Source organism: Agromyces sp. 3263, assembly GCF_031456545.1.
Lineage (GTDB): Bacteria > Actinomycetota > Actinomycetes > Actinomycetales > Microbacteriaceae > Agromyces.
Window position 1 is genome coordinate 568,574 of the sequence record NZ_JAVDUV010000001.1, and the last position, 23,569, is coordinate 592,142.

At 72.1% G+C, this 23,569-nt stretch carries 21 protein-coding genes; 6 read left to right on the forward strand and 15 right to left on the reverse strand.

The annotated features are described in order from the left end of the window. Nucleotides 1–44: 44 nt before the first annotated feature. Nucleotides 45–464 carry a hypothetical protein gene (locus J2X63_RS02555; RefSeq protein WP_309973570.1) on the reverse strand — a complete coding sequence of 140 codons (420 nt, stop codon included), beginning with the start codon at nucleotides 462–464 and terminating at the stop codon, nucleotides 45–47. An 86-nt stretch (nucleotides 465–550) separates the two neighbouring features. On the opposite strand from J2X63_RS02555, the gene J2X63_RS02560 reads away from it, so the two are divergent. Next, a complete protein-coding gene (locus J2X63_RS02560; RefSeq protein WP_309973572.1) occupies nucleotides 551–1,180 on the forward strand; it encodes a MerR family transcriptional regulator in 630 nt (209 codons plus the stop codon). 18 nt (nucleotides 1,181–1,198) lie between these two features. Here the strand turns inward: J2X63_RS02560 and J2X63_RS02565 are convergent, their stop codons facing one another. Together J2X63_RS02565 and J2X63_RS02570 are read right to left on the reverse strand one after the other, a co-directional pair. Next, nucleotides 1,199–1,825 (reverse strand): bifunctional 4-hydroxy-2-oxoglutarate aldolase/2-dehydro-3-deoxy-phosphogluconate aldolase, encoded by a 627-nt coding sequence (locus J2X63_RS02565; protein WP_309973574.1) that lies wholly within the window; start codon nucleotides 1,823–1,825, stop codon nucleotides 1,199–1,201. Beyond that, nucleotides 1,822–2,760, reverse strand: coding sequence for a sugar kinase (locus J2X63_RS02570; RefSeq protein WP_309973576.1), 939 nt, complete (start codon nucleotides 2,758–2,760; stop codon nucleotides 1,822–1,824). The genes J2X63_RS02565 and J2X63_RS02570 overlap by 4 nt, the downstream gene beginning before the upstream one ends. Before the next feature lie 75 nt (nucleotides 2,761–2,835). Here J2X63_RS02570 and J2X63_RS02575 point away from each other — a divergent pair, with 75 nt between their 5' ends. The 4 genes from J2X63_RS02575 (at nucleotide 2,836) to J2X63_RS02590 (ending at nucleotide 6,991) form a co-directional block, all read left to right on the forward strand. Continuing rightward, nucleotides 2,836–4,134, forward strand: a complete 1,299-nt coding sequence (locus J2X63_RS02575) for an alanine racemase (RefSeq protein ID WP_309973579.1) — start codon at nucleotides 2,836–2,838, stop codon at nucleotides 4,132–4,134. A 9-nt stretch (nucleotides 4,135–4,143) separates the two neighbouring features. After that, nucleotides 4,144–5,754, forward strand: coding sequence for an amidohydrolase family protein (locus tag J2X63_RS02580; protein ID WP_309973581.1), 1,611 nt, complete (start codon nucleotides 4,144–4,146; stop codon nucleotides 5,752–5,754). Between the two features lies 1 nt (nucleotide 5,755). After that, nucleotides 5,756–6,487, forward strand: coding sequence for an IclR family transcriptional regulator (locus J2X63_RS02585; RefSeq protein ID WP_309973583.1), 732 nt, complete (start codon nucleotides 5,756–5,758; stop codon nucleotides 6,485–6,487). A gap of 120 nt (nucleotides 6,488–6,607) precedes the next feature. Then, the gene (locus J2X63_RS02590) at nucleotides 6,608–6,991 is read left to right on the forward strand and encodes a Rid family detoxifying hydrolase (RefSeq protein WP_309973584.1); all 384 of its coding nucleotides are present in this window, start codon (nucleotides 6,608–6,610) and stop codon (nucleotides 6,989–6,991) included. A gap of 148 nt (nucleotides 6,992–7,139) precedes the next feature. On the opposite strand, the gene J2X63_RS02595 is transcribed toward J2X63_RS02590, so the two are convergent. From J2X63_RS02595 to J2X63_RS02615, 5 genes are read right to left on the reverse strand one after another with little or no spacing between them, the layout of a single operon-like run. Beyond that, nucleotides 7,140–7,898 (reverse strand): SDR family oxidoreductase, encoded by a 759-nt coding sequence (locus J2X63_RS02595; RefSeq protein ID WP_309973586.1) that lies wholly within the window; start codon nucleotides 7,896–7,898, stop codon nucleotides 7,140–7,142. Beyond that, complete coding sequence (locus J2X63_RS02600) at nucleotides 7,888–9,033, reverse strand: NAD(+)/NADH kinase (protein ID WP_309973589.1); 1,146 nt, start codon at nucleotides 9,031–9,033, stop codon at nucleotides 7,888–7,890. The genes J2X63_RS02595 and J2X63_RS02600 overlap by 11 nt, the downstream gene beginning before the upstream one ends. Before the next feature lie 2 nt (nucleotides 9,034–9,035). Then, complete coding sequence (gene gcvPB, locus J2X63_RS02605; protein ID WP_309973592.1) at nucleotides 9,036–10,610, reverse strand: aminomethyl-transferring glycine dehydrogenase subunit GcvPB; 1,575 nt, start codon at nucleotides 10,608–10,610, stop codon at nucleotides 9,036–9,038. Beyond that, nucleotides 10,607–12,076, reverse strand: a complete 1,470-nt coding sequence (gene gcvPA, locus J2X63_RS02610) for an aminomethyl-transferring glycine dehydrogenase subunit GcvPA (protein ID WP_309973594.1) — start codon at nucleotides 12,074–12,076, stop codon at nucleotides 10,607–10,609. The genes gcvPB and gcvPA overlap by 4 nt, the downstream gene beginning before the upstream one ends. Next, nucleotides 12,073–14,160: a beta-galactosidase gene (locus J2X63_RS02615; RefSeq protein WP_309973596.1), complete on the reverse strand. Its 2,088-nt coding sequence runs from the start codon at nucleotides 14,158–14,160 to the stop codon at nucleotides 12,073–12,075. Before J2X63_RS02615 ends, gcvPA begins: the two co-directional genes overlap by 4 nt. A 139-nt stretch (nucleotides 14,161–14,299) precedes the next feature. Here J2X63_RS02615 and J2X63_RS02620 point away from each other — a divergent pair, with 139 nt between their 5' ends. Next, on the forward strand, nucleotides 14,300–14,956 hold the full coding sequence (locus J2X63_RS02620) for a GntR family transcriptional regulator (protein WP_309973598.1): 657 nt from the start codon (nucleotides 14,300–14,302) through the stop codon (nucleotides 14,954–14,956). Nucleotides 14,957–15,005: 49 nt separating this feature from the next. Here the strand turns inward: J2X63_RS02620 and J2X63_RS02625 are convergent, their stop codons facing one another. The 7 genes from J2X63_RS02625 to J2X63_RS02655 form a co-directional block, all read right to left on the reverse strand. Beyond that, on the reverse strand, nucleotides 15,006–16,673 hold the full coding sequence (locus tag J2X63_RS02625; RefSeq protein ID WP_309973600.1) for an MGH1-like glycoside hydrolase domain-containing protein: 1,668 nt from the start codon (nucleotides 16,671–16,673) through the stop codon (nucleotides 15,006–15,008). Beyond that, complete coding sequence (locus J2X63_RS02630) at nucleotides 16,670–17,578, reverse strand: carbohydrate ABC transporter permease (protein WP_309973601.1); 909 nt, start codon at nucleotides 17,576–17,578, stop codon at nucleotides 16,670–16,672. Before J2X63_RS02630 ends, J2X63_RS02625 begins: the two co-directional genes overlap by 4 nt. Further along, entirely contained in the window at nucleotides 17,575–18,564 is a 990-nt protein-coding gene (locus J2X63_RS02635; RefSeq protein ID WP_309973604.1) for a sugar ABC transporter permease, read from the reverse strand. Before J2X63_RS02635 ends, J2X63_RS02630 begins: the two co-directional genes overlap by 4 nt. Further along, the gene (locus J2X63_RS02640; protein WP_309973606.1) at nucleotides 18,561–19,859 is read right to left on the reverse strand and encodes a sugar ABC transporter substrate-binding protein; all 1,299 of its coding nucleotides are present in this window, start codon (nucleotides 19,857–19,859) and stop codon (nucleotides 18,561–18,563) included. Before J2X63_RS02640 ends, J2X63_RS02635 begins: the two co-directional genes overlap by 4 nt. 308 nt (nucleotides 19,860–20,167) lie before the next feature. Beyond that, complete coding sequence (locus J2X63_RS02645) at nucleotides 20,168–20,905, reverse strand: SGNH/GDSL hydrolase family protein (RefSeq protein ID WP_309973608.1); 738 nt, start codon at nucleotides 20,903–20,905, stop codon at nucleotides 20,168–20,170. A 47-nt stretch (nucleotides 20,906–20,952) separates the two neighbouring features. Continuing rightward, the gene (locus tag J2X63_RS02650; protein WP_309973610.1) at nucleotides 20,953–22,014 is read right to left on the reverse strand and encodes an aspartate-semialdehyde dehydrogenase; all 1,062 of its coding nucleotides are present in this window, start codon (nucleotides 22,012–22,014) and stop codon (nucleotides 20,953–20,955) included. Between the two features lie 186 nt (nucleotides 22,015–22,200). Continuing rightward, a complete protein-coding gene (locus J2X63_RS02655; protein ID WP_309973612.1) occupies nucleotides 22,201–23,475 on the reverse strand; it encodes an aspartate kinase in 1,275 nt (424 codons plus the stop codon). Nucleotides 23,476–23,569: the final 94 nt, after the last annotated feature.

Consider the following 23,569-nt stretch of genomic DNA (forward strand, 5'->3'; position numbering starts at 1 on the left):
CGCCGACGCTACTCCCCGACCGGCGGCATCCGTCGGCGCGCGGCTCAGAGCGCCGCGACGCCGCCCATGATCAGCCCGATGCCGGCGGTGATGAGCGCGGCCGTCAACGAGACGACCCCGACCCAGAGCAGCACGATGAGCCGGTTCGGTCGCTGCGGATCGGTGCCGAGCACGGAGAGGAAGAACCCGGCCGGCATGAGGATCGCGGCGATCGGCACGCCGAGCCGGGCGAGCTGCATCCAGAACCCGTCGAGTGCGGCAGAGGAGATCACCGAGAGGATCACTATCGAGAGCACGAGCAGCACGGCCGCGTGGGCGTGGCCGGCCCGGTAGAAGTTGCCCTGCAGGCGGTTGGCCGGAACGTGGCCGCGCACCACGCGGGTGAGGAAGTAGCCGCCGCTCTCGACGGTGACGAGGGCGAGCAGCAGGATGCCGATGAGGATGAGGTCGTTGGGGTCCGGCATGTCGTGATCCGTTCTGACTGGTCCATGATTGGATAGTGGCGCTCTCCAATACTAGAGAGTTGAACTATCCAGTGCAAGGAGTCGGCATGCGGATCTCGGAACTCGCCGGCGCCTCGGGGCTGCCCGTGGCGACGATCAAGTTCTACCTGCGCGAGGGCCTCCTCCAACCGGGTCGCTCCACCTCGGCCACGCAGGCCACGTACGACGACGCGCACGTGCGCCGTCTCCGCGTGATCCGCGCCCTGACGGGACCGGTCGGGCTGAGCGTGCAGCAGGCACGCACGATCCTCGAGCTCATCGACGACCCCGGCGACGACCTGTACCAGACGCTCGGCAGCGCGGTGAGCGCATTGCCTCCCGCCGTCGATGCGGCATCCGTCGACGACCCCGACCCGTACCCCCGCGCCCGCGCCGCCCTCGCGGCGCTCGGGCAGGTCTACGATCCTCGGTTCGCGGCGGTCGCCCAGCTGGAGGCCGCACTCGCCGCGACCGAGGCCGCCGGCATGCCGCTGGGCGAGCCGCGCCTGCTCGAGTACGGCCGCCACCTGCGCCAGCTCGCGGAGTTCGACCTCGAGCAGATGCCGCCCGAGCCGCACGCGGCCGTCGAGTACACCGTGCTCGGCACCGCACTCTACGAGCCCGTGCTGCTCGCCCTGCGGCGGCTGGCCCACCAGGACGTCGCGGCGCAGCGCACGCTCGGCGCCGACGAGGCCTGACGCCCGTCGGCCGGGGCCTCAGCGCCGCAGCAACGCGGCCAACGCCGGCAACTGGGCCGGGTCCGCCAGCGCGGAGCCCACCGCGACGGTGCGCACGCCGGCGTCGAGGAATGCCGCGGCGTTCTGGGCGTCCATGCCGCCGGTCGCGACGAAGCGCGCGTCGGGGAACGGGCCGGCCATCGCGCGGAACCATGCGGGTCCGAGCAGCGACGCGGGGAACGCCTTCAGCCACGTCAGCCCGAGCGCCATGGCGGCCTGCACCTCGGTGGGCGTCGCGACGCCGGGCAGGGGCGGGAGTCCGGCCGCGGCCGACGCACGGACGACGTCGGCGTCGAGGCCGGGGCTGACGGTGAAGGCGGCGCCGACGGATGCCGCGAGCTCGACGTGGCGCGTCGACACCACCGTGCCCGCTCCCACGAGCCGGCCCTCGGCGCGGCCGGCCTCCGCGACCGCGGCGAGCGCGTCCACGTCGGCCTCGGACTGGATGGGCAGCTCGACCGCCTCGATGCCGAGGTCCCAGGCCCGGCGGGCGAGCTCGATGCTGCGGTCGACGCCGAGCCCGCGGAAGATCGCCATGAGCGGGCGCCCGGCGAGGATCCCGTCGAACTCGGCGTTCGTGACGTCGGTGCCGGCGCTGCTGGTCATGCTCGGTCCTCTCGTGGGCTCCTGGGGAAGTCAGCGGTGTCGGCGAGCACGAGCACGGCTCGCGCGTGTCCGGCGCCGAGACGCTCCGTGGACGCCGCGCCGTCGAGCCACGCGTGCAAGTACCCGGCCGCGAAGGCGTCGCCCGCCCCGACCGGCTCGACGAGCTCGACGGTGAGCGCCGGAACCTGCACGACGGCGTCCCCGCCGTCGTGGCGCCGGGAGAACTCCGTCGCACCGACCTCGCCGTCCTTCACCACGAGCACGGGCGGCTCGGGCAGCAACGCGCGCACCTGGTCGATGCCTGACACACCCCAGAGCGCCTCGGCCTCGTCGCGCCCCACGAACACGACCGTGGCGCGAGCGGCGAGGTCGTGCAGGCGCCGCGCCGCGGCATCCGTCGACGGCCAGAGCGCCGCGCGATGGTTGACGTCGAAGCTGACCGCGACGCCATGCTCGGCGGCGGCGTCGAACAACGCATCGACGAGCGCGTCGCACGAGCCGGAGAGTGCGGGCGTGATGCCGCTGAGGTGGAGGAGTCGCACCCCGTCGAACGGCAGGGCGGCCACGTCGCGGGGGCCGAGCCGGGAGGCCGCCGATCCGGCGCGGTAGTAGGCGACGCCGCGGCCCGGGTCCTTGACGTACAGGCCGGTCGGCGCGCCGGGATCGACGGTCACCCACCGGGTGTCGACGCCGCGCCCCGCGAGCTGCCGCACGAGCCGGCGGCCGAGCGCGTCGTCGCCCACGGCACCCGCCCAGGCGGCCGCCCGCCCCAGCGCGGCGAGGTGCGAGGCCACGTTCGCCTCGGCGCCGCCCGCGTCGATGTGGAAGTCGCGGGCCGTCTCGAGCGACTCGGCAGAGGACGGCGCGACGAGCGCCATGGTCTCCCCGACGGCGAGGACCTCGGGTGCGGGATTCGCGCGGTCATCGTCGTTCACGTGGTGATCGTCGCCGCTGCGCAGATATGATGCAAGCCGGTTGCAACATGTGCAACATGGGGGAGGGGAATGCGGATGCCGCGTGGAATCGACGACCTCGGCGACGAGGTGCTCGCCGCGAGCGACACCGGGCTCCCCCTGCGGGCCGCCGGTCTCACGGTGCGCGACTTCCTCGCGACCGGACCGACCCTCGAGGAATTCTGGACGCCGGTCACGGTGCTCGACGCCCGGGCATTGCGCCGCAACGCGGACACCATCCAGGCGTGGGCCACGGCGCACGGCATGGAGCTCATGCCGCACGGCAAGACCACCATGGCGCCCGCGCTCTGGCGACTGCAGCTCGACGCGGGTGCGACGGGGCTCACCCTCGCGACGCCCGGGCAGGTGCGCACGGCTCGCGCGTTCGGCATCTCCGCCGTCATGCTCGCCAACGCCCTGGTCGCGCCCGACGCCCTCGCGTTCGTCGCGGGCGAGCTCGACGACCCGGCGTTCGCGTTCGCGTGCTGGGTCGACGCGCCCGACACGGTCCAGGCCATGGAACGCGGCCTCGCGGCATCCGGCATCTCGCCGGCCCGGCCGGTCGACGTGCTCGTCGAGCTCGGCGCCCCGGGGGGCCGCACCGGCGCTCGCTCCCTCGACGCCGCCGAGGCGGTCGCCCGTCGCGTCGCCGCGTCCCCGGTGCTGCGCCTCGCCGGTGTCGCCGGGTACGAGGGCAGCCTCGGGCACGACCGGTCGGCCCGGGCGCTCCGGGCCGTGCGCGACTACCTCGCCGACCTCGTCGAGCTGCACCGGGTCGTGCAGCGCATCGTCGCCGAGGGACCCCTCATCGTGTCGGCGGGCGGCAGCGCGTACCTCGATCTGGTCGCCGAGGCGTTCGGGCCGGCGATCGAGGCGGATGCCGCGGCCGGCCGCGGCACGCGATGGATCCTCCGCTCGGGCGCGTCGCTGCTGCACGACGACGGCTTCTACCACGGCATCTCGCCCCTCGACGAAGGCCGTGCGGCGGCCGGCCGCCCCACCCTCGCATCGGCTATGCGCGGCTACGCGCGCGTCGTCTCGCATCCTGAGCCGGGCCTCGCCCTGCTCGACGGCGGCAAGCGCGACTTCCCCTACGACGAGGGCCTGCCGGTGCCGTTCGGTGTTGCGCCCTCGCTCGGGGCTGAGGAGGAGCCGCTCGCCGGGGCATCCGTCACGGCCGTCAACGACCAGCACGCGTTCCTTCGGTCGGATGCCGCGCTGCCGGTCGCCGTCGGCGACGTGGTGTCGCTCGGCCTCTCGCATCCCTGCACGGCCTTCGACAAGCGCCGCTGGCTGCCCGTGGTGGAGCACGCAGGCAGCACCCGTGTCGTCGACCTCGTGCGCACGTTCTTCTGAGTCCGGCCGATGACGATCCTGATCCGCGAGGTGCGTCCGGTCGACGCCGACGGCTTCGGCGTCGGCGTCGGCGCGCCGGATGCGACCGTCGACGTGGTCGTCGAGGCCGGCCGCATCGCTCGCGTCGAGGCATCCGGAACGACGGCGCGCGCGGACCTCGTCGTCGACGGCGCCGGGCGCCTGCTCATGCCCGGCTTCGTCGACGGGCACGCGCACGCCGACGGGCTCCTGTTCGACGCCGACGTGCAGCTCGGACTGCTTCGGCAGGGCGTCACCACGGTGATCGGCGGGCAGGACGGCGTCTCCTACGCCCCCGGCGACGGCGCCTACGCGGGCGAGTACTTCGCCGCGATCAACGGCCGGCACCCGAGCTACCGGGGTGGCGGGGTCGGCGCCCTGCTCGCCGCCTACGACGGCACGACGCCCCTGAACGCCGGCTACCTGGTGCCGGCGGGCACGGTCCGGCACGAGGTGTGCGGGCGGTCGACGGATGCCGCGTCGACGGCGCAGCTCGGCGAGATGCGCGCGCTCGTGGCCGACGGCCTCGCGGCGGGCGCCCTCGGCCTCTCGACCGGCCTCGACTACGTTCCGGGGGTCTTCGCGCCCACCGCCGAGCTCGCCGCCCTCGCCGAGCCGGTCGCGGCGGCGGGCGGCGTGTACGTCTCGCACCTGCGCGGCGGATACGAGGCCAACTCGCGCGCCGGCACCGACGAGGCGGCCGCGATCGCCCGGCACGCGGGCGTGCCGGTGCACGTGTCGCACTTCCACGCCGAGCCGCCGATCGTGCACGAGCTCCTGCGCGAGCTCGCGGCATCCGGCGTCGACGCGACCTTCGACGCGTATCCCTATACGCGAGGCTGCTCGATCCTCGCGATGCCCATCCTGCCCGCGCAGCTCACCGTGCGGCCGACCACCGAGGTGCTGGCCGTCCTGGCCGACCCCGACGACCGCGCGGCGCTGTTGCGCGACTGGTTCCCGACGATCGTCGACTACCCGAGCCTCGGCCCCGACTGGCCGGGCATGCTCACGCTCGCGCACGTCGCCGCGCCCGAGTATGCCTGGGCGCACGGGCTGACGCTCGCCGAGGCCGCCCGACGCGCAGGCTCCACGCCGGCCGTCTTCGCCCTCGACGTGCTGCTGGCGTCGCGGCTCGAGGTGAACGTGGTCATGGCGGTGCGGGGCGAGCGCTCCCCCGCAGAGCTCGCGTCGATCCTCGCGCACCCGCGGGCGCTCGGCGGCTCCGACGGCATCTTCGTCGGAGCCCACCCGCATCCGAGGGCGCGCGGCTCCTTCGCGCGCTACCTGCGCTCCCTCGTCGTCGACGAGCAGGTGCTCGGCTGGCCGGATGCCGCGGCGCTCGTCTCGACCCGCGCGGTCGACCGGTTCGGGCTCGGCCGCCGTGGGCGCATCCGTCCGGGGTGGATCGCCGACCTCGTGCTCGTCGACCCCGTCCGCGTGCGCGACCGCGCCACCTACGACGCACCCCTCGCGCTCGCGGAGGGCATCGACGACGTCCTCGTCGCCGGCGTGCCCGTGCTCGCGGGCGGCGAACTCACCGGAGCGACGCCCGGCCGCGGCATCCGCAGATCACGTCCGTCGCCGAACCCCGAGGAGGCCTGACATGTCGCAGAGCGTGACCCGCGCCGCCCGCATCATCGACGCCATCGCCGCCGACCCGCGCACCGTTGCCGAGCTCGCCGAGTCGTTCGGGCTGCACCGGTCGACGATGTTCCGCGAGCTGCAGTCGCTCGAGGAGGTCGGCTGGGTGCGCCGCCGAGGCAGCGGACGGTACGCCCTCGGCACCCGCCTCGCCACGCTCTCGCGACAGGCACTCGACTCGCTCGACCTGCGCGACGCCGGTGCCGAGCACGTGCGGCGTCTCCACCGACGCACCGGCAACACCGTGCACCTCGCGGCGCTCATGGACCGCTCGATCGTCTACGTCGACAAGGCCGAGGACGAGTCCGGCGTGCGCATGTACTCGCGCGTCGGCAAGGCCGTGATCCCCTACAGCTCCGCGGTCGGCAAGGCGATCCTCGCGAGCCTCGACGCGGCCGGTCGCGACGCGGTGCTCGGCGGCGTGACCTGGGAGCGCCACACCGAGCACACGATCACCACGCGCGAGCGGCTCGACCGCGAGCTCGCCGTCGTGGCCGAGCGCGGCTGGGCCGTCGACGACCGCGAGTTCGAGCCGTTCGTGAACTGCATCGCCGTGCCCATCCGCAGCTCGCTGGGCGTCGTCGGGGCGATCTCCGTGAGCGCGGTGCGGATGGTCGCCGACCTCGAACGCCTGCAGACGTTCCTGCCCGCGCTGCGGGAGGCCGCCGACGCGATCGCCGACGAGATCGGGTGAGCGGATGCCGCGGGCGGGCGCCTGCGGCATCCGTCACTCACACCGTCGCCGACCCGAAACCGAACCGAACCGCACCACACGCACCACCCGCACCACAACGAACCGAACACCGGAGGAACCATGTCCAAGACCGCCGTCACGCTCTCGAACGCCCCCAAGCCCGCCGGGCCCTACAGCCACGGCGTCGTCGCCAACGGCTTCCTCTACACGGCCGGATTCGGCCCCCAGGACCCGGCGACCGGCCAGGTCGTCGAGGGCGGCGCCGCCGAGCAGACCCGCCAGGTGCTGCGCAACATCGGCGCGGTGCTCGCCGAGTACGGCCTCACCTTCGACGACGTCGTGAAGGTGACGGCGCACCTCGAGGACCTCGCCGACTTCGCCGAGTACAACGTCGCCTACGCCGAGTTCTTCACCGAGCCGTACCCGGTGCGCACGACGGTCGGGTCGCGGCTGGCGGACATCCTCGTCGAGATCGACGTGGTGGCGGCCATTCCCCAGGACTGAGCGGTCGCGTCCGGCGGGGCGGGCGCCGAGCGGGCGGCACGCCCCCAACTCGGCCCGACGTGAACGCATGAGAATCCGGCCGTTGACGGCCCTGGAGGGGTCGTCACCCTGATTCTCATGCGTTTCGCGTCGACCGGCTGCCCAGGGGTCAGGCGATGCCGCCGCCATCGACCACGAGCGCCGACCCGGTGACGTAGCTCGATTCGTCGCTCGCCAGCCAGACGACGGCCGCGGCGACCTCGCGCGGCTCGCCCATGCGCTGCAGCGGGCGGTCGGCGGCCTCGGCGAGGAACGCGTCGGCGTCCTGCGACAACTGGCGGGCCTCGTCGCGGAGCATGCCCGTGTTGACGTCGCCCGGGTTCACCGAGTTGACGCGGATGCCCTGCGGGCCGTGGTCGATCGCGAGCGCGCGGGTCATGTTCACCACCGCGCCCTTCGAGGCGCAGTACGAGATGGCCCGGCCGCCGCCCTTCAGGCCCCAGCCGGAGCCGGTGTTGACGATCGAACCGCCGCCCGCGGCGGCCATGATCGGCACGACGTGCTTGCACATGAGGAAGATCGCGCGCACGTTCACCCCGAACACCCGGTCCCATTCCTCGACCGTGGTCTCGACGGCGGTCGTTCGGCGGATGATGCCGGCGTTGTTGAAGACGACGTCCACGCCGCCGAGCTCGGCGACCGTCGTGGCGACGACCCGCTCGATGTCGGCCTCGCTCGCGACATCCGCCGCGATGGCGATGGCGACCCCGCCGGTCTCCCGGATCTCGGCCGCGACGGCTTCGGCCGCCTCGGCGTTCAGGTCGACGACGGCGACGGATGCCCCCTCCGCGGCGAGCGCGAGGGACGTGGCGCGTCCGATCCCGCCGGCGCCGCCCGTGACGATGGCCTGCTTGTTCTCAAGGCGCATGGCCTTCTCCTTCGTGTTCTGGTGCGTGGACCGGGTAGATGCTGATGGTGCCGGGGCCGGTGATGGCGCGGGCGAACCCGGCGAGCGCCGCATCCACCTCGGCGTCGCCCGTGTCGACGAGCAGGGGGCGCCCGGCGAGGTCGATGAGCTTCTGTTCGGGTGCGACCACGATGAGCGGGTCGTCGCCGAGGGCGCGGAGCACGCGCGCGGAGAGCTGCTGGTTGCCGCGCCCGAGCAGGAAGCCCTGGCCGCCGATCACCGTGACGACCGCCTTGGCGGGCCCGTGGCCCACCTCGTCGAGGAGCTCCGCCTCGGAGGCGTCGGCACGCACGATCCGGCCGTCGAGCACGACGTCGACGCCGAGCGGGGTCTTCGCCACGCCGAGCTCCCGTGCGAGCGCCGCCATCGTGCCGCCCGGCCCGAGCAGGTAGCGCACGCCCGGGCGCATGGCGGATGCCGCACCCCGGGCCGCGCCGACCACGGCCGCCTGCTCGCCGGCGGGCGTCGCCGCCTTGCGCGCCTGCGTGCGACCCCGGCGATGCGGCACGGCCAACTCGCCGAACAGCCGCGGCTCGATGCGGGCATGCCGCATCGCGTCCTCGTCGACGTCGAGCACCTCGAGCTCCCGGACGGGGAAACCGCGGCCGTCATCGGCGGCGAGCCATGCCGCGGCGAGCCCGCCGGACGCCTGCGGGCTCACGCCGAAGACGGGCGAGTACATCTTCACGCCGGCCGGGATCCCGAGGGCTGGCACCTCCGTCGAGACCGAAGCCGCGACGTCGCGGGCGGTGCCGTCGCCGCCGGCGAACAGCACGAGCGAGGCTCCCGCGTCGGCGATGGCCCGCGCGGCGGCCGAGGTGTCGGCGGCGCTCGTCGGGGCGTCCGCGCGGAACACGACCACCGGGTCGAGGCCGGCCTCGCGCACGACGTCCTCGCCCATCCCGCCGGCCGCCGTGAGCACGCGGGCACCCGGCCGGGCCGCGGCCACGACCGCGAGCGCCACGAGTGCGCGCTCCTGCGCCCGTGGTGCCGCGCCGCGCTCGCCGGCGCGCCGCTGCACGGCGGCACCGTCGCTGCCGGCGAGGCCCGCGGGCCCGCCGACACCGGCGATGGGATTGACGACGAGTCCGAGCATGCTCAGGCGACGGTCTCGGCGAAGTACTTCCGACGGTACGCCCGCCAGGTGATGGCCCACCGGTCGGGGTCGTCGAGGTCGTCGTGGTGGGTGTAGTGCACGCTCTGGCGGTGCGGCGCGGTGCGCACCGTCTCGGCCTCCTCGCGGGCTTCGCGGGCGATCTCGGCGAGCACGCCCGCGTACTCGTCGAGCTCGGCCATCGAGTAGGACTCCGTCGGCTCGAGCGTGAACGGCTGCGGCACGACGTAGGGGTGGTGGCTCGTCCAGTAGTGCATGCCGAAGTCGCTCGCGCGCACGCCGATCTCCTCCGACGTGACGCCGGTGTCCTCGAAGAGCTCCTGCCACGAGTACCGCACCTGCTCGATGCGGCGGCGGCCGACCGCGTACGGCGCGGACGCGCCGGGGATCTCGAGCACCTTCTTCATGAGGTAGTTGTTGTTGAGCACCGCGGTCTCGGCGACGGCGCGCAGCCCGGGCGCGCCGAGCGCCATCAGCCAGGCGTAGGCGCGCACGATGTTCGGGATCACGCCGAAGAACGGCCCGACCGCGCCGATCGACCGCTCATCCTGCTCGCGCACGACGAACCGGTCTCCGTCGCGGACGACGCGCGGACCCGGGAGGAAGGGCGCGAGCGCCGCGCTCACCGCGTTCGCGCCGGCACCGGGCCCGCCGCAGCCGTGCGGGGTGCCGAACGTCTTGTGCAGGTTGAAGTGGCAGACGTCGAATCCGGCGTCGCGAGCGCGCGTGATGCCGAGGATGCCGTTCGCGTTGGCCTGGTCGTAGGAGGCGAGCGCCCCGACCGCGTGCGCGGCATCCACCCACTCGCGGATCGCCGGATTGTAGATGCCCGTGTCCTCGGGGTTCGTCACCATGATGGCGGCGGTGCGCGGCGAGAGCGCCTGCCGCAGCGCCGCGAGGTCGGGGTAGCCGTCGGCATCCGGGTGGAGGGTGATCACGTCGTAGCCGGCCGCCTTCGCCGCCGCGGCGTTCGAGGGGTGGCTGAAGATCGTGGTGATGACCTCGCGGCGCTGCGCTCCCTCGCCATTGGCCTCGTGGAACGCGCGGATCATCGCGATGTTCGACCAGATCGCGGCCGAGCCGCCCTGCGTGTGCAGCGACACCTCGTCCATGCCGGAGATCTCGGCGAGCATGCGCTCGGTGGACCAGACGATCTCGAGCACGCCCTGGGTATCGGCCGGGTCCTGCAGCGGGTGCATGGCGGTGAGGGCCGGTGTGCCGACGAGCTGGTCATTCACCTTCGGGGCGTACTTCATGGTGCACGTGCCCTGGCCGATGTCGACGTTGAGGTCGGCGCCGAGGTTCTCCTGCGACAGGCGCAGGTAGTGCTTCAGGACGCGCATCTGCCCGAGCTCGGGAAGGGCGGGCGGCGCGGCACGGCGAAGGCCGGCCGGCAGCGCGGCGACCGCGTCGCCGACGGCCTCACGCACGCCCGGCTCGACGGCCGGCACGAGCACGCCGCGTTCGCCCGGCGTGGAGAGCTCGAAGATGATCGGCTCGTCCCACCGCGCCTGGTGGAAGCGACGGACGGCGGGCTTGGGGGCGACGGGAAGGCTCATGCGCGCTGCTCCTCGAGGATCGGGCCGGACTCGGCGTTGACGGATGCCTCGCTGCGGCGCTCCCGCGGATCGAGTAGCGCGGAGCGCGTGTCGAGGCCCGCTTCGCTCACGAGCCCGGCGAGCGCCGACGCCAGCCGGTCGATGTCGGACTGGCTCGTCATCTCGGTGACGCAGACGAGGAGGCGGTGCTCGCCGACCACCACGCCGGGCTCGATGCCCTGCGTGCGGAGGGCATCGACCACGCCCGTCGCGGTGACGTCGGCGCCCGACACGTCGATCGTGAACTCGCGCAGGTGCGCGGCGTCGTCGCCGAGCGTCACGCCGGGGATCGCGGCGAGCCGGAGCTGCGCATAGCGGGTGCGGGCGAGGAGCACCTCGCCGAGGTCGCGCATGCCCTGTGGCCCCATGAGCGCGAGGTAGACGCCGGCGGCGATGCCCCAGAGGGCGGCAGCCGTGCCGACCCACTCCTTCCCTTCCTCGCGGTGCGCGAACGACGTGCGGTCGTAGGCGACGTCGCCGAATCCGTACTCGCCGGGCACGTCGGTCGTGGCAAGGCCGAAGAGCCGCGAGGGCATCTCCATGATGAACCGCGGGTCGTCCTGGACGGCGATGAAGCCGCCGTGCGCGCCGCCGAACCACTGGTGCAGGCCGAGCGACTGGATGTCGCCGCAGACGATGTCGGCGCCCTGCTCGGCCGGCGGGGTGAGCACGCCGTAGCCGATCGGGTCGGTGCCGACCACGAGCACGGCGCCCACAGCGTGGGCATCGTCGGCGATCTCGCGCAGCCGCGCCTCGAGCGCGCCCGTGTGACTCGGGGTCTCGACCCACACCGCGGCGACGTCGTCGCCGAGCCGTGCCGCCAGACCCGCGACATCCGCGACGCCGTCGACGGTGGGCACGAACTCGAGGTCGAGGTGCACGCGCACGAAGTCGCGCACCTTCGAGAGCTTCGCGGGCGGCACGTCGCTCGCGACGAGGATGCGCCGGCGCCCCGACATCCGCCCGGCCATCGAGAGCGCGGTGGCGGTGGCCTGGTAGCCGTCGTAGGTCGGCACGTTCACGACGTCCATCGCGAGCAGCTCGGCCATGAGCGACTGGTACTGGAACAGCGCCTGGAAGCGGCCGTGGTCCTCGTAGGGTTCGCCGGCGTACGCGGTGAGGAACTCGCTGCGACCGATGACCTCGTCGACGACGGCCGGCACGTAGTGGTGGTAGGTGCCCGCGCCGAGGAAGCTCAGGCGCTGCCTCGTCGACACGTTCTTCGCGAGCAGGCCCTCGACGTGGCGCACGAGGTCCTGCTCGGCGACGAGCGGCTCGGGCAGGTCGAGCGGCCGGTCGAGCCGCAGGTCGGCGGGCACGTCGGCGTAGAACTCGTCGACGGATGCCGCACCGACGGCTGCGAGCATCGCGGCCCTGGACTCGGGCGCGGTGTTCGGGATGTACGGATGGACGAACGGATCGGTCATGGTGCCTCAGTCGGTGGTGTCAGGGTGTCGGACAGGGTGATGAAGGGCGCCGTGTCGGCGCGCGGCGCGGCGAGCACGGCGGCGCCGAACCGGCCAAGGGTGAGCCGGCCCGTCGTGCGGATGCCGGTGAGCAGGTCCTCGGCGCCCGAGGGCACGTCGACCGTGAGCTCGTCGCGCCCGTGGTTGAGCACGAACGTGTAGTCCGTCGTCGCGTCGGAACGGGTGATGGCCTCGAGGTTCGAGTCGATGGGCGACCGAACCGGCAGGCCGGCCGCGGCGAGCACCTCGCGGAACAGGGCGAGCAGGCCCGCCGGCTCGAGTACGGCGCTCAGGTACCAGGCGGCACCCGCGCCGTCGCCAGAGGGGCGGCGGGTCGCAGCGGCGCGGCCGGCGAGCTCGCCGGTGGCGTACCGGGCGCGGACCTCGGTGCCGTCGTGCACCTCGAGCCACTCGCTCCAGACGGCGTTGCCGAACCCGACTCCGTCGAGGTCGACGCGCTCCGCCTGCCCGTCGGCGATCGGCCACGGCTCATCCACCTCGACACCGAGCAGCGACCTGAGCGGCCCGGGTGCGCCGCCGTCGTGCACCGTCTCGGTGGCGTCGACGACGCCCGAGAACGGGCCGACCACGAGCTGGCCGCCCCGGGCGACGAAGGCGGCGAGCGCGGCCGCCTGCGCGGCATCCGCGACGTAGAGGTTCGGAACGACCACGACGTCGTAGCCGTCGAAGGAGCCGGTGGCGCGCACGGTGTCGACGGGGTGGCCGAGGGCGTGCAGCGCCGCATGCCAGGCGCGCGCCTGGGCGAGCCAGTTCAGGCGCTGCGAGGGGAGCGACTCCGTCGCCGACGACCCCCACCAGGAGTCCCAGTCGACGACGAGGGCGACCCGGGAGCGCACGCGGGTGCCTCGAACGGCCGCGAGCCGCTGCAGTTCGGCGCCGAACGCCTTCGTCTCCTGGAAGCTGCGCGACGCCTCGCCGCGGTGTCCGAGCATGGCCGAGTGGAACTTCTCCTGACCGTACCTCGCCTGCCGCCACTGGAAGAACATGGCGCCGTCCGAGCCGTGGGCGATGGCCTGAAGGCTGTCGATTCTCATCCGGCCGGGGGCCTTCGGCACATTCACGTCGCGCCAGCTCACGGCGCTCGCGGCCTGCTCGAGCAGCAGCCACGGCCGCCCGCCCTTGAGCGAGCGCATCAGCCCGTAGTTGAGCGCGGCCGGCACGTGCGCGTCGGGATCGGCGGGGTCGGGGTAGGCGTCGTCGGTCACGAGGTCCTCGGCGGCAGCGAAGTCCCAGTAGTCGAGGTCGCGCAGGAGGCTCATGAAGTTGGTCGTGACCGCGATGTCGGGGGTGACCTCCCGCAGCACGTCGATCTCGAGCTGGAAGAGCTCGAGCAGCGCATCTGACGAGAACCGCTCGAAGTCGAGCAGCTGCGTCGGGTTCACCGGCCCGGTCGCCCGACGCGGCGCCTCGATGTGCTCCCACGCGGTGTACCGCTGCCCCCACACGTTCACGCCCCACGCGTCGTTCAGCCCGTCGAGGTCGCCGTAGCGCGCCTCGAGCCAGCGACGGAAGTGGGCGGATGACTCGGGGCACCAGCAGCGCGACACGTGGTCGCCGTACTCGTTGGACACGTGCCAGAGCGCGAGTCCGGGGTGCTCGCCGTAGCGTTCGGCCATCGCCCGCGTCATCCGTGCCACGTGCTCGCGCCACACGGGTGAGCTCGGGCAGTACGCCTGCCGGGAGCCGAACTCGAGTCGCCGGCCGTCCTCGTCCCACGGCAGCATTTCGGGGTGGCTGCGGATGAGCCACGACGGCGGCGTGGCGGTCGCGGTCGCGAGGTCGATCCTGACCCCGGCCTCCCACAGCACGTCCATCACGCGGTCGAGCCAGCCCCAGTCGTAGGCGCCGGGCTGCGGCTCGAGCTGCGGCCAGGAGAAGACCGGCAGGCTCACGAGATTCACCCCGGCCTCGCGCATGAGGCGCGCATCCTCGAGCCAGACCTCCTCCGACCACTGGTCGGGGTTGTAGTCGCCGCCGTAGGCGAGGGCGTCGAGACGGATGCTTCGGGGGATGTCGCCGGCCACGCCGTCTCCTCTCTGAGCTTGGAATGCTGTACACGACTGTCTGCAGAATGTATTCTGTATACAGACACCGTATGCCGGTTGTCCGAACCGGTCAAGCCCTAGGCTTGCCGCGACGGAGCGGCCCGAAGGACGAGGACAGATGGCGATCGAACGCAAGAACCTTCGCTCGCAGGTTCGCGAGGAGCTGCTCGCGCGGATGCGAGCCGGCGAGGTGCAGCCCGGCGAGGGGATCAACGAGGTGCAGCTCGCTGCAGAACTCGGCGTCAGCCGCACCCCCCTGCGCGAGGCGCTGATCGCCCTCGAGAGCGAGGGCCAGATCGCGAGCGAGAACGGCAAGGGATTCCGGTTCGTCCCGCTGAGCGCCCAGGAGTTCGAGGACCTCGCTCCCGTGATGGCCACGCTGGAGAGCCTCGCCCTCGAGCTGAGCCCGATCGACGAGCTGCGCGCGATCGGCCGACGCCTCTCCGCGCTCGCCGCGGACTTCGACCAGGAGGTCGTGCAGCACGCGCTGGTGGTCTCGAAGGACGACGAATGGCACGGCATCATGCTCTCGGCGTGCCCGAATCAGCGGCTGCTCGACGTGATCGCGAGCGTGCGCGGCGCGTTCCATCGCTACGAGTCCCTCCTTGTGCCGAACGACGTCATGGTCGAGCGGGTCGCCGCCGAGCATGCCGAGATCGCCGAGCGCCTCGCGGCCGGCGACGTGCCCGGGGCGATCGCCGCCCTCAAGGCGAACTGGATGAACGGCATGCGCCGCATCCTCGACAACGCCTCGAGCACCTACTTCACCGCCTGACGGCCCTCGACCGGTCGAGGAGGCGCCCGGCGCCGCTCCTCGACGGCGATCACGCGGACAGGCCGACCGCCAGGTCGATGAACAGTGCCGCCGACCACCCGAACGCGGTCGTGGCCGTGCGCGCCTTCTCACCGGTGATCGGGTTGAAGTACTCGTGCGGGCCGCCGCCGCGGACCACGAGGGCCACTGTCTCCTCGGCGAGGGCGCGCGCGAGCTCGGGATGCCCCGACGCGCGCAGCCCCTCGATGACGAGCGCGTTCGTGTTCACCCAGACCGGGCCGCGCCACATGCGCTCGGGCGAGAAGTCGCGGTCGCCGACGGCCACCGTCGGCACCGACCAGGCCGCTCCGAAACGCCGAGGGTCGTGCAGCGCCGTCAGGAGGCGATCGACGATGTCGCCCGGCAGCCGCCCGGTGAGCAGCGGCATCAGCCCCACAACGGTGTCGCTCGCGACCTCTGCGCCGGCGGCGCGCGCGTGGAACATGCCACGCTCGTCGTCCCAGAGCTCGAGCAGCCGCTCGAGCGTGCGATCGGCGCGGGCACGGTGCGCCGCGGCATCCGCATCGCCGAACCGCTCCGCGAACCGGGCGAGCTCGAGGTCTTGGAGCACGAGGTACGCCCCGAGGTCGGGCGCGGTCGTCGGCAGCGGGCCGTCGAAGATCGGGCTGTCGTCGAGGCCGGAGGAGTACGGATGCCCGTACTCGGGCATGCCGTCGTGGTCGAGGTCGGATGCCGCGAACCACCAGTCCTGCGACCGGCGGATGATCGCCAGCTGCTCCCGTGCCCAGTCGTCGGCAGACTCGACCTCCAGCACCTTCGCGAGCGCCCACGCGGCGAGCGGCGGCTTCGTGAGCGGAACCGGCGCCGCGGGGTCGGCGATCGCCGAGCCGGCGCGACGGAGGTTCTCCCGGTCGGCCCGCGGCAGGTCGTCGCTGCTGGCGAGCACGCCGTGCTCATGCACGACGTCGGGCAGCTGGCCGTCGTCGCCCGCGAACCGGAACGCGAGCTCGAGCTGCTCCCGCGCGAGCCCGGGGTCGCCGTGCCTGAGGCCGACCGCGATGAAGTACGCGTCCCACTGCCAGAGCCCGACGTAGCCGATCTTCGACGGCACGACGGCGCGTGCACGGCCCAGGGCGGGAAGCTCGACGATGTTGGCGCCGAGCACCCACCAGCAGAAGGCGGCCATCGACTGGAGGTCGTCGCGCACCCGGGGGCAGCGCGCGAACCAGTCGAGCCAGAGCGCCTCGCTCTCCGCGAGGTCGGCGGAGTGGGTTCCGGATGCCGCGGCGCCGACGCGGCGGTCGGCGGCCACGCCGAATCGCACCGCCGTCGCGTCCGCGCCGAGCCCGACGTGCGCACGCTCGCCATCGGGGGTCGTCCACTCGATCGTGACCCCGGCCGCGCCAGCCTCTGCGAGGCCGACGGTGAGCGCGGCCGGCCCCGCGAACCCCAGCGTCACGACGCCCCCGCCGAACTCGACGCGATGCGGCAGCACCCGCGTGATCGGCAGGGCCGCACCGTCGGAGCCGCGCACCACCAGCGCGTCGAGCACGCGGCACTCGGCGAGCATCCGCTCGTACTCCGACGTGTGCACGCGCACGCCCTCGCCCTCGCGGAACACGAGGAGGCGCGAGCGCGGCAGCGTAAACGGCGCCTGCACCAGGTCGAGGTGCGTGCCGGCGAGCGCGGCCAGCGCCGCGGCATCCGTCACCGTCATCGGCCGCCCAGTCCCGACGCGGCCATGCTGTTCAGGATGCGCCGCTGCCCGATGACGAACGCGATGAGCATCGGGATCGTCGCCAGCGCCGACGCCGCCATCACGAGCCCGTAATTGATCGACCCGAACTGCCCGCGGAAGCTCGAGAGCAGCAGCGGCACGGTGAACAGGTCTGGCGAGTTCAGCAGCACGAGCGGGAAGAGGAAGCTGTTCCACACGTCGAGCGCGACGATGATGCTGAGGGCGCCGAGGCCCGGCTTGAGGTTCGGCAGGATGATGCTCCAGAACGTGCGCCAGCGTCCGGCGCCGTCGACGAGGGCCGCTTCCTCGAGCTCCTTCGGCAGCGAGAGCACGAACTGCCGCATGAGGAACACCGCGAACGGGTTCACGAGCATCGCCGGCACGATCAGCGACAGGTGGGAGTCGACCCAGCCGAACTGGCTCATCAGCAGGTAGAACGGGATCAGGGTCACCTGCTTCGGGATCATCTGCGTCGCGAGGAACACGATGAAGATCACCCGGCTGCCGCGGAACCGGATGCGCGCGAACGCGTAGCCGGCCATGGACGCCGTGAGCAGGGTGCCGGCGACCGCCAGCACGCAGATGTAGATGCTGTTCAGGTACGCCTGCGCGAACGGCACGGCGTTCCACGCCTCGATGTAGTTGTCGAGCGTCCACGGGGCCGGCCAGAAGCTGCGCGGGTCCTGCAGCAGCTGCGGCAACGTCTTGAACGACGTGATGAGCATCCACGCGAACGGGAACACCATGGCGACGCCCGCCACGATGAGTCCCACGTGCAATGCGGTGGCCCCGGCGCGGCGACGCCCGATGCCCGAGCGCGGCGACGACGCCCGCTCGAGGTCGGGACGGCCGACGAGGGTGGTCTCGATCTCTGCTGCGCTCATGCTGCGTCATCCTCGTAGTGCACGAACTTCTTCTGGGCGCCGAACTGGATCGCGGTGATCACGAGCGTGAGCACGAGCAGGATCACGGATGCCGCGCTCGCCGGCCCGAACTCGAACCGCCCGAAGCCGAGGTCGTAGATGTGGTACACGATCGTGCGAGTGGCGTTGTCGGGTCCCGCGTCGGCGGTGAGCACGTAGACCGTGTCGAACGTCTGCAGCGACGAGATGAAGGCCACGATCGACGAGAAGAAGATGATCGGCGACAGCAGCGGCATCCGGATGCTGCGGAACAGCCGCCAGGCCCCGGCGCCGTCGATGCGGGCCGCCTCGATCACCGAGGGCGAGATGTTCTGCAGGCCCGCGAGGAAGATGATCACGTTGAGGCCGAGCGCCGACCAGATCGACACGATGCACACGGCCAGGAGCGCGAGCTTGGGGTCGCCGAGCCAGTCGGGCGGGGCGATGCCGAAGACCGTCGCGATCGTCTCGCTGAGCACCCCGTCGACGCGGAACATCTGCTGCCAGATCATGGCGACCGCGACCGTCGAGGTGACGACCGGGGCGAAGAAGAGGATCAGGTAGAGCGTGCGGGTCTTGAGCTTCTCGAGCGCGACCGCGATGACGACGGCGAGCCCCAGGCCGATCGGCACGGTCACGACGGCGATGATCAAGGTGTTCACGATCGAGCGGAGCAGGAGCTCGTCCTGCATCTGCGCCGTGAAGTTCTCGAAGCCGACCCAGGTGAGCTCGGTGAGCCCGTCCCACGAGGCGAAGGCGAGCACGAGGCTGGCGACGAACGGCAGCAGCACGAACAGGGCCATGCCGATGACCTGCGGGGCGATGAAGGCGTAGCCCCAGCGGCGGTCGCGCCGCCGCCAGGCGGACTCCCTACGGAGCCCGCCCGGCGCGGATGGTGCGGGAGGCGCGGGCGACGCGACCCGAGTCGCGGTCGCGTCGCCCGTCATGACGGTCATCTCGCCGCTCACTCGCCCGTCTTGGAGGCCACCAGGTCGGCGACCGCATCGAGCGTGCCCTGCGCGTCGGACTTGCCCTCGTAGAGCTTGAGGAACAGGTCGCTCACGTCGGTGGAGAGACCGGGCACGACCGCCTCGGCGGCGTAGTCCTCGAAGCCGATGTCGCGCATGTCGAGGAAGGTCTGGGCGTGGGCGGGGTAGCCGTCCTCGAGCACGACCTCGTCGGCGCCCTTGATCGACGGGACCGCGTTGCCGCCGCCCTGGAGGCGGAACACCTGGCCCTCGGCCGAGAGGAACTCGGTCCAGAACGTGAACGCGGCATCCTTCGCCTTGGACTTGCCGTTGATCGCCAGGTACGAGGTGGCGACGCCGGTCGGCGCGGGCTGTCCGTCGGGCGTGGGCCAGCGGACGATGTCGTAGCTGTCCTGCTCGCCCGCGCTCTCCACGGTGCCGATCGTGTAGCGGCCCTGCGAGAAGAAGCCCGCCTTGTGCGTCACGAACTCGCTGTCGGCGCCGGCGCCCTCGGGCATCGAGTCGGCCACGACGAAGGTGCCGTCCTGGAAGTAGCGACCGAGCGTGTCGACCGCGTCGACCGTGGTCGCGTCGTCGTTGCCGACGAACGCACCGGACTCGTCGTAGGCCGTGCCGCCCTGCGACGAGATCCAGCTGTAGTGCGTGGCCCAGTAGTTCCAGAACATCGAGCCGGTGAGACCCGCCGCGGCGAGCTTGTCGTTCATCTCGAGGTACTTCTCGGTGGTCCACTCGCCGTTCTCGGCGAGGGTGGCCGGGTCCTCGGTGATCCCGGCCGCGGCGAGGGCCTGCGTGTCGTACCAGAGCACGTCGGGGTTCGAGTCGTTCGGGGCGGCGAAGATCTCGCCGTCCTGCTCAGCGGCGCCGAAGAGGCCGGGGAAGAAGTCGTCAGGCTTCGTCTCGCTCGCGTCGGACTCCATGAGCTTCGTCAGCGGGGCGAGCACCTTCGCGTCGACGAACTGGCCGATCTTGTCGTCGCCGATGTAGAAGACGTCGGGTGCGGTGTTGCTCGTGAGCTGGGCGAGCAGCTTGGAGTGGTAGTCGGCGTAGCTCGCGACCGGCTGCAGCTCGACGGTGATGTCGGGGTGCCGCTTCATGAACTCCTCATTGAACTCCTCGAAGCGGGTGAGCTCCTCAGGGGTTCCCCACGTCGACCAGACCACGGTGTTCTCGTCGGATGCACCTCCTCCCCCGCTGCACGCCGCCAGGCCGATCATCATTGCGCTCGCGGCTCCGACCGCGAGCAGGCGCCTCATCTTCGAGTTCGCGCGGGGCATTCCGCACCTCTTTCGTCATTGCAGGGGGGCCGGCCCGGACTCGGGCTCGGGAATTGCGTCCTCCGTATTCTGTATACAAAACTCAGAAAGGTCAAGCGAAGCGCGCGACGGGCGCACGCGGAGCAGGGAGCGCGATCGGCGGGCGCACGAACCGACGTCGGCCCGAGGCGCCCCTCCCCGACGGTGCGAAAGGCATGAGAATCCGCCCGCCGGGGCCCAGAACGTAGCCATGACCCGGATTCTCATGCGTTTCCGAGCGCGGGCCACTTCTTCGTCGACGGACGAGGTTCGGATTCGCGCCGCGGCGCTCAGAGCCCGAGCTGCGCCAGCTCCGCGTCCATGCGGCGGGCGATCTCGGCGTAGCCCTCGTCGTTCGGGTGGATGCCGTCGGCTGCCATCCACTCGGAATGCCCCTCGAGCCAGTGCGACGCGCCCCCGATGTAGTCCGCGCCGACCTCGTCGGCGGCCGCCTCGACCCACCCGATGATCTGCTCGACCGAGTCGGGCCGCTCGTCGGTGTACCAGAACGGCTCGACGACCACGAGCCGCGCCTCGGGCAGCTCATCCGCGAACCGCGCGAGGTCGACCCCGATCGCCTGCTCGATGTCGTCCGCCCGCGACGGCATCGAGAAGTTGTCGTTCAGTCCCATCGTGACGATGACCAGGCTGGGCGCCGGCTCGTGCTCGACGATCTGGTCGACGAGGTCCACGCCCGTGGCGCCCGCGCCGTCCGGCGTCGGCTCCCGGTGGTTCACGAACCCGAGCCCGTCGACGCTGGGATTGAACTCCCACCACCCCCGTTCGGCGGCCACGATCGTCGACCACCGGTGCTCGGGTGAGCTCGCGCCCGTGCCGCGGGTGTACGAGTCGCCGTAGAAGGCGGCGACGAGCTGTCCGGAAGACGGCGACGCCGCCTGCCCGGGCGCCGACGTGGCGGGCACACCGCACGCGGCCAACACCACGACGGATGCCGCCCCGGCGAGCACCGCGACCGCGCGGGCCGCGCGCGGCATCCGTCGCGGCCGCTGCTCGCCACCCTGCTTCATGACCGTGGTTCGGTACCCGCGAGCTTGCGGATGCCGCGGCGCGCCGCCTAGACGGCGACGGGCAGCTTCGCCGCCACCAGCTCCGCGATCTGCACCGCGTTCAGGGCCGCGCCCTTTCGGAGGTTGTCGTTCGAGACGAAGAGCACGAGCCCGGTGCCGTCGGGCGCGCTCTGGTCCTGCCGGATGCGGCCGACGTAGCTCGGGTCGGTGCCGGCGGCCTGGAGCGGCGTGGGCACGTCGGAGAGCGCGACGCCCGGGGCATCCGACAGCAGCTCGGTCGCGCGCTCGGGCGTGATCGGGTTGGCGAACTCGGCGTGGATCGACAGCGAGTGGCCCGTGAAGACGGGGACGCGCACGCAGGTGCCCGCGACGCGCAGGCCCGGCAGCTCGAGGATCTTGCGGCTCTCGTTGCGGAGCTTCTTCTCCTCGTCGGTCTCGAGGTCGCCGTCGTCGACGATCGACCCCGCGAGCGGGATGACGTCGAACGCGATCGTGCGCGGGAACTTCTGCGCCTCGGGGAACTCGACGGCACGGCCGTCGTGCACGAGCTGGATGGCGTCCTGCGCGACGGCGGCACGCGCCTGCTCGAGCAGCTCCTCGCCGCCGGCGAGCCCCGCGCCCGACACGGCCTGGTAGGTCGACACCATGAGTCGCTCGAGGCCGGCCTCGTCGTGCAGCACCTTCAGCACCGGCATGGCGGCCATCGTGGTGCAGTTCGGGTTCGCGATGATGCCCTTGCGTGCCTCGTCGATCGCGTGCGGGTTGACCTCACTGACCACGAGGGGCACGTCGGGGTCCATGCGCCAGCCGCTGGAGTTGTCGATGACCGTGACACCGGCAGCGGCGAAGCGGGGTGCCTGCGCCTTCGAGAGCGTGGCACCGGCGGAGAAGATCGCGATGTCGAGGCCCGTCGGGTCGGCCGTCGAGGCATCCTCGATGACGATGTCCTGGCCCTTCCACGGCAGCGTCGAGCCCGCCGACCGCGCCGAGGCGAAGTAGCGGATCGAGGCGACCGGGAAGTCGCGCTCCTCGAGGAGGCGGCGCACGACGGCGCCGACCTGGCCGGTGGCGCCGACGACGCCGATGTTCACTGCGTTGGTGTTGCCCACGTGCTCTCCTCCATCATCCGTACGGCGAAGCCGACGGGAAGCGTTGTTCCATTGTCCCAGCCTGTGCGACCCCCGTCCGCCGTCAGCGGAACGTTGGCAGGATTCCCCCGCCGCGGGAGTGGATTTCGACGATGTCGTGCCCTGCGGCATCCGTGATCGACGGATGCCGCAGCCGACGACCCGCCGTCAGCGGCCCGTGCCGGCGTGCACGACCGCGTCGTCCTCGCCGTCGAGCTCGAACGCCGTGTGCACGGCACGCGCGGCGGCGTGGACGCTGTCGGCGCGCGTCACGACCGAGATGCGGATCTCGCTCGTGGAGATCATCTCGATGTTGATCCCGGCCTCGTACAGGGCCTCGAAGAGCCGGGCCGACACGCCCGCGGCCGACCGCATCGCGTTGCCCACGAGCGAAAGCTTGCCTATCTGGTCGTCGTACTGCAGCGAGTTGAACCCGACCGCCTCCTGCGAGTTGGACAGCGCGGTGAGCGCCCGCTCGCCGTCGGACTTCGGCAGGGTGAACGAGATGTCGGTGCGCCCGGTCGACGCGGCCGACACGTTCTGCACGATCATGTCGACGTTCGCGTTGGTGTTCGCGACGATCTTGAAGATCTTGGCGGCCACACCGGGCACGTCGGGCACGCCGACGACGGTGATCTTCGCCTCGGTCAGGTCGACCGCGACGCCCGCGATGACGGACTCTTCCACTGCTGCTCCTTCGGGAAGACGCGAGGGGTCGTAGACGATCGTCCCCTCGCTGTTGTTGAACGACGAACGCACGTGCAGGGTGACGCCGTGGCGCCGGGCGAACTCGACCGCCCTGATGTGCAGCACCTTGGCTCCGGATGCCGCGAGCTCGAGCATCTCCTCGCTCGTGATGCGGTCGAGCTTGCGGGCCTTCTTCACGATGCGCGGATCGGACGTGAACACGCCGTCGACATCGGTGTAGATCTCGCAGACGTCGGCGTTCAGCGCCGCGGCGAGCGCGACGGCGGTGGTGTCGCTGCCGCCTCGGCCGAGGGTCGTGATGTCGCGCGACTCGCGGCTGAAGCCCTGGAAGCCGGCGACGATCACGATCGCGCCCTCGTCGAGCGCCTCGCGGAGGCGCACCGGGGTGACGTCGACGATGCGGGCGGCGCCGTGCGTGGCATCCGTGATCATGCCGGCCTGGCTGCCGGTGAAGGAGCGCGCCTCGTGCCCCATGCTCTTGATCGCCATGGCCAGCAGCGCCATCGAGATGCGCTCGCCCGCCGACAGCAGCATGTCGAGCTCGCGCGGCGCCGGGATCGGCGTGACCTCGGTCGCGAGGTCGAGGAGCTCGTCGGTCGTGTCGCCCATGGCGGAGACGGCGACCACCACGTCGTTGCCCGCCTTGCGGGTCTCGACGATGCGCTTGGCGACCCGCTTGATGCTCTCCGCGTCGGCGACGGACGACCCGCCGAACTTCTGCACGATCAAGCTCACGTGGTCTCCCGGGGGTGGTCGCTGGCGCCGGGTATCGTTCGTGCGGCGGCCGGAAGCACCATCATACGGCGGCGCGTATACGGCCCCGGCAATG

What these genes read in the sequence shown, in the direction of transcription:
- J2X63_RS02585 (WP_309973583.1), top strand. Translation starts at nt 5,756, where the DNA reads ATGTCGCAGAGCGTGACCCGCGCCGCCCGCATCATCGACGCCATCGCC.
- J2X63_RS02565 (WP_309973574.1), bottom strand. Translation starts at nt 1,825, where the DNA reads ATGACCAGCAGCGCCGGCACCGACGTCACGAACGCCGAGTTCGACGGG.
- gcvPA (WP_309973594.1), bottom strand. Translation starts at nt 12,076, where the DNA reads ATGACCGATCCGTTCGTCCATCCGTACATCCCGAACACCGCGCCCGAG.
- J2X63_RS02625 (WP_309973600.1), bottom strand. Translation starts at nt 16,673, where the DNA reads ATGACGGTGACGGATGCCGCGGCGCTGGCCGCGCTCGCCGGCACGCAC.
- J2X63_RS02560 (WP_309973572.1), top strand. Translation starts at nt 551, where the DNA reads ATGCGGATCTCGGAACTCGCCGGCGCCTCGGGGCTGCCCGTGGCGACG.
- J2X63_RS02575 (WP_309973579.1), top strand. Translation starts at nt 2,836, where the DNA reads ATGCCGCGTGGAATCGACGACCTCGGCGACGAGGTGCTCGCCGCGAGC.
- J2X63_RS02555 (WP_309973570.1), bottom strand. Translation starts at nt 464, where the DNA reads ATGCCGGACCCCAACGACCTCATCCTCATCGGCATCCTGCTGCTCGCC.
- J2X63_RS02620 (WP_309973598.1), top strand. Translation starts at nt 14,300, where the DNA reads ATGGCGATCGAACGCAAGAACCTTCGCTCGCAGGTTCGCGAGGAGCTG.
- J2X63_RS02630 (WP_309973601.1), bottom strand. Translation starts at nt 17,578, where the DNA reads ATGAGCGCAGCAGAGATCGAGACCACCCTCGTCGGCCGTCCCGACCTC.
- J2X63_RS02580 (WP_309973581.1), top strand. Translation starts at nt 4,144, where the DNA reads ATGACGATCCTGATCCGCGAGGTGCGTCCGGTCGACGCCGACGGCTTC.
- J2X63_RS02640 (WP_309973606.1), bottom strand. Translation starts at nt 19,859, where the DNA reads ATGCCCCGCGCGAACTCGAAGATGAGGCGCCTGCTCGCGGTCGGAGCC.
- J2X63_RS02645 (WP_309973608.1), bottom strand. Translation starts at nt 20,905, where the DNA reads ATGAAGCAGGGTGGCGAGCAGCGGCCGCGACGGATGCCGCGCGCGGCC.
- J2X63_RS02600 (WP_309973589.1), bottom strand. Translation starts at nt 9,033, where the DNA reads ATGCTCGGACTCGTCGTCAATCCCATCGCCGGTGTCGGCGGGCCCGCG.
- J2X63_RS02590 (WP_309973584.1), top strand. Translation starts at nt 6,608, where the DNA reads ATGTCCAAGACCGCCGTCACGCTCTCGAACGCCCCCAAGCCCGCCGGG.
- J2X63_RS02595 (WP_309973586.1), bottom strand. Translation starts at nt 7,898, where the DNA reads ATGCGCCTTGAGAACAAGCAGGCCATCGTCACGGGCGGCGCCGGCGGG.
- gcvPB (WP_309973592.1), bottom strand. Translation starts at nt 10,610, where the DNA reads ATGAGCCTTCCCGTCGCCCCCAAGCCCGCCGTCCGTCGCTTCCACCAG.